General features: G+C 39.1%; 5 protein-coding genes. All 5 read left to right on the top strand.

Translation table 11 applies throughout. The annotated features are described in order from the left end of the window. Positions 1-1604: hybrid sensor histidine kinase/response regulator transcription factor (locus tag WBM98_RS19060; RefSeq protein ID WP_424367605.1), on the top strand; the 1604-nt coding region annotated here is incomplete at its 5' end. A 156-nt stretch (positions 1605-1760) separates the two neighbouring features. Continuing rightward, entirely contained in the window at positions 1761-1919 is a 159-nt protein-coding gene (locus tag WBM98_RS19055) for a hypothetical protein (protein WP_424367604.1), read from the top strand. Between the two features lie 53 nt (positions 1920-1972). Then, positions 1973-2383: a hypothetical protein gene (locus tag WBM98_RS19050; protein ID WP_424367603.1), complete on the top strand. Its 411-nt coding sequence runs from the start codon at positions 1973-1975 to the stop codon at positions 2381-2383. Positions 2384-2448: 65 nt separating this feature from the next. After that, positions 2449-3252: a DUF4412 domain-containing protein gene (locus WBM98_RS19045; protein ID WP_424367602.1), complete on the top strand. Its 804-nt coding sequence runs from the start codon at positions 2449-2451 to the stop codon at positions 3250-3252. Between the two features lie 11 nt (positions 3253-3263). Then, positions 3264-3875: a hypothetical protein gene (locus WBM98_RS19040; protein WP_424367601.1), complete on the top strand. Its 612-nt coding sequence runs from the start codon at positions 3264-3266 to the stop codon at positions 3873-3875. Positions 3876-3981 lie beyond the last annotated feature (106 nt).

The following is a 3981-nucleotide window of genomic DNA, read 5'->3' as shown; positions in this document are numbered from 1 at the left end:
TGGCCGGGCTATTTATATTTACGCTCTTTAGAAATCGCACCAAAAGAAATAATAAACTGAGGGAGTTGGATGCCTTAAAATCGAATTTCTTCACCAACATCACACATGAGTTCCGCACGCCATTGACCTTGATATCCTCCCCTATACAAGAGATCTTGGCAGATCCAGACCTTTCACCTGAAAAAAGAAGCCATTTTGAGATGGCATCAAGAAATACCGAAAGGCTATTATCGTTAGTAGATCAATTGTTGGATCTTTCCAAAATCGATAGTGGAAATAGAACCTTACAGCTTGAAAAAGGAAAGATCACCCAATTGATAGCTGCATGGAGTGATTCCTTTTCCTATTTGGCCAAACAAAAAGCCATTTCATTGGATATTGCCATAAAGGATAAAGAAACCGAAGTTTGGTTTGATAAGGATGCCCTTGAAAAAATAGTAGTGAACCTTCTTGGCAATGCCATAAAATATACACCAACCAAAGGTCAAATAAAAGTTAAGGCTTCTATTGAAAATAACTTTTTGAAACTGCACGTAAAGAATACAGGGCAAGGGCTGACCAAGGATGAAATAGACAACATTTTTAATCGATTCCACCAGACCAATGAACAAAATGAAGGAGCAGGCATCGGACTTTCATTGGTCAAGGAATTGACAGCACTGCATGGAGGATCAATTTCCGTAAAAAGTGTAAAGGATACATGGACCAGCTTTGATGTAACCATGTGTACCGATAAGTCCCAGTTTAAAAATGCAGTCCTGAAAAACCCATCTGCATTCCAAAAGAAGATACCTTCTATGGTCCTGAACCCAAATATCGATACGGAAAGTGAACCGCCAATTGATAATGGTATGCCTCTTCTCTTGATTGTTGAGGACAATGCCGATGTACGGCTCTTGTTATCCGATACCTTCAAACCAAATTTTCAGGTAATAACGGCAAAAAATGGGGCCGAAGGAATTGAATTGGCCTTAGAACATATTCCAGACCTTATCGTATCGGATGTCATGATGCCGATCAAAGATGGTGTTGAACTTACCAAAACCCTTAAAGAGGATGAACGCAGTAGTCATATCCCCATAGTATTGCTGACGGCCAAGGCAGGTGATGACAACGAACTTATAGGTCTTCATGTGGGTGCGGACGATTATATTACCAAACCGTTTAACAAAAAGCTGCTTTTGTCCAAAGTAAATAGCCTCATTTCGCTTCGAAAAAAACTACAATTACGTTACAGCCAAGAAGTGGTTCTTAGACCCAAGGATATTGCGATAAGCTCGGTTGATGAACGTTTTTTGGAAAAAGTACAGCGTGTTTTGGATGAAAATTTGATCGAGTCGAGCTTTAACTCAGAAGCTTTTAGCAAGGCTGTGCATATGAGCCGTATGCAATTGCATCGTAAATTGAAAGCACTGACCGGCTTGACTACCTCTGAGTTCGTCAGATCCCAAAGATTGAAACTTGCCACCCATTTATTGAAGCAATCACAAATCAATATTTCCGAGGTCGGATATGCTGTTGGTTTTAACGACCATGCCTATTTTACCAAATGTTTTAGGGAAACCTACCAGTGTACGCCTTCCGAATTCGTTAAAAAAGGTTGATATTTTTCTTTATACACCTCTATTAATAGCCCTAATCACAGGCTTGTTACATATTTTATAATCCTTGATACATAATTCATAGCCTTTTTTACTAGGTAAAACTACATTCGTTTTGACTATGGGTAACATTTGAATACCCCAGTATGTTTCTTGAACATGAAGAACAAACAAAACGACTTAAAAGGTACTGTACAGCGTATCCCAGAAAACCAAATCTACCTGAACATCAATCATTTGAATGATGGGACGTACGTTTTGAAGATCATACACAAGAATAAGGTGATAAAAGAAACCTCTTTTAAAAAAAAGAAATGATGTTAACCTATTTATTCCTTATGCATAAAGTAACAACACTAAAACAAGCTACAATGAAAACCTTAAAACCGATTTTTATCGCTACTACACTATTCATTTTCCTTACAAGTTGTGGGGATTCAAATGTAAAAAAAACAGAAGAGGCGATAGTGCCCAAAGTTGAAGCGGCAATTGCCAAGAAAGATACCGTGAAGCAGATGAACATCTTGGATGAACAGGCCAAAATGCTGTCTAAAGTATTCGGAAACGTGGATACCGAAGAAGGTAGGGCACTGAAAAATGTGGATAGCTATCTTGATCTCGTAGAGCAAGCCAATTTTCCGCCCGATATCAAAAAAACAATTCTAGATCAATATAAACTCTATGAGCTTAGCCTAGATCCCAGAAAAAAAGATTCCCTGAAACTGATTTTCAATGAAAAATTGAATGAAGCCATAGCGAAGTCAATGGAAAATCCCAATTGATCCATCGTTCATGTTAACCTTTAATTAGAAATGCCATAAAGTGTAGAACCTTTAAAATACACCTCATGAAAACGATTAAATTCCTATTGATCATGCTCATATCTTGCACAGTTACCCAGGGCAATGCCCAATTCCTTAAGAAACTGAAGAAAAGTGCCCAAGAAGCCGCCGAAAGAACCGTAGAACGAAAAGTTGAGAGAAAAACAGAGCAGGAAACCGGGAAAACCTTTGACTCCATTTTTGATAATCAAGGAGGACTCCTTAATGGAAAGAAAGAAGCTCCGGCAAAGACCTATGCCTTTACCCATGCGTACGAAATGGATATCATTGCTGAAAAAGACACCACCCATGTCACGTATTACTTGACCAACGTTGACGAATTTATGGGTAGTGCCCTTCAAATGAATGAAAATGAACAGATGATCACGGTCATGGACCTGCCAAGAAAAACGGCCTATAATTTTATGGATTTCGGGGCCAACAAGTCCATGATGTCTTTTGGACTGGATTTTGAAAAAGTGGTCGAAAACCAAACAGATAAGGATGTTTTAATCGAAGCTACCGGAAACACCAAGGAAATCTTAGGTTTCGAATGTGAGGAATACAAGGTGGCAGGGGAAGATTTTAATGGCACCATTTGGGTGACCCATGACGCTGAAATCAGTTTTTCAGATGCCTTTGGCAAGACCCAAAAGAACAAGAACAAAGGCGTAAACCAAGCCTGGATGAGCATGGTTGAAGGTTTGACCATGGAAATGAACATGACCGATACATCGAAGAAAAAAGCAAAAAAAATAAAAATGCAGTGTACAGAGGTTAATCCGACCGATTACATCATCTACACCAGCGATTACGAAAATTCATTTTAAAAAAAATAGCCATGAAAAAAACAATCACCTTAGTATTATTCTCGCTGCTGTTTGCCTGTGGTGAAAACAACCAAAAAAAGCACGATGCGGACAACGGTAAGACCAAAAGCAAAGCTACGGAAACCGCTACTACCTTGCCTAGTTCCGATTACAGCTCTCTTTTACTGAATTATGAATGTGATATGACCGCTGCCGAAGTGGCCAAAGTTTTCAATATCCCTGAATCCGATGTGATTCCTATAGAAACCAATATGCCCAACAGATGTGATTTTGAAATCAAGGGATTTGGCCAGAATGCCGCGGGGGGGACGGCCATGAGGTGGGGCATGGCACCATTTTCCAAAGCAGATAGCAAAAAAGAGATTCAAAGTCGCTTAAAAGATAAGGAGAACAACGAAAGCATTTTCGGGATGGACATAGAGTTAAGTGAAACGGGCGATTGCTATATCACCATCACGCCACACATTGGCGGGGTGGATATTTTAAATGAAAATTATGACGGTGCCTTCTATTTCAAGTATTCACAACCTGCAATTTATAAGAGAACCGCCGAACAACACGCCGCATTGACAGAGAAAACCATTGCACTGGCCAATTATTTGTTGAAAAAACATAAAAGATAAATCTATTCCCAATGAAAGAGGTGAAAAATATATGGATGGGCACAATACTGGTTTTTGTGTTATCATCAAGTGCTTTTGCTCAAAATAAAAAAATACTAATCCCAGA

Origin of the sequence: Maribacter sp., assembly GCF_049667165.1 — a bacterium.
Taxonomy (GTDB): domain Bacteria; phylum Bacteroidota; class Bacteroidia; order Flavobacteriales; family Flavobacteriaceae; genus Maribacter_A.
The sequence above is the reverse complement of the archived record's forward strand: the minus strand, read 5'-3'. Positions and strand labels throughout refer to the sequence as shown.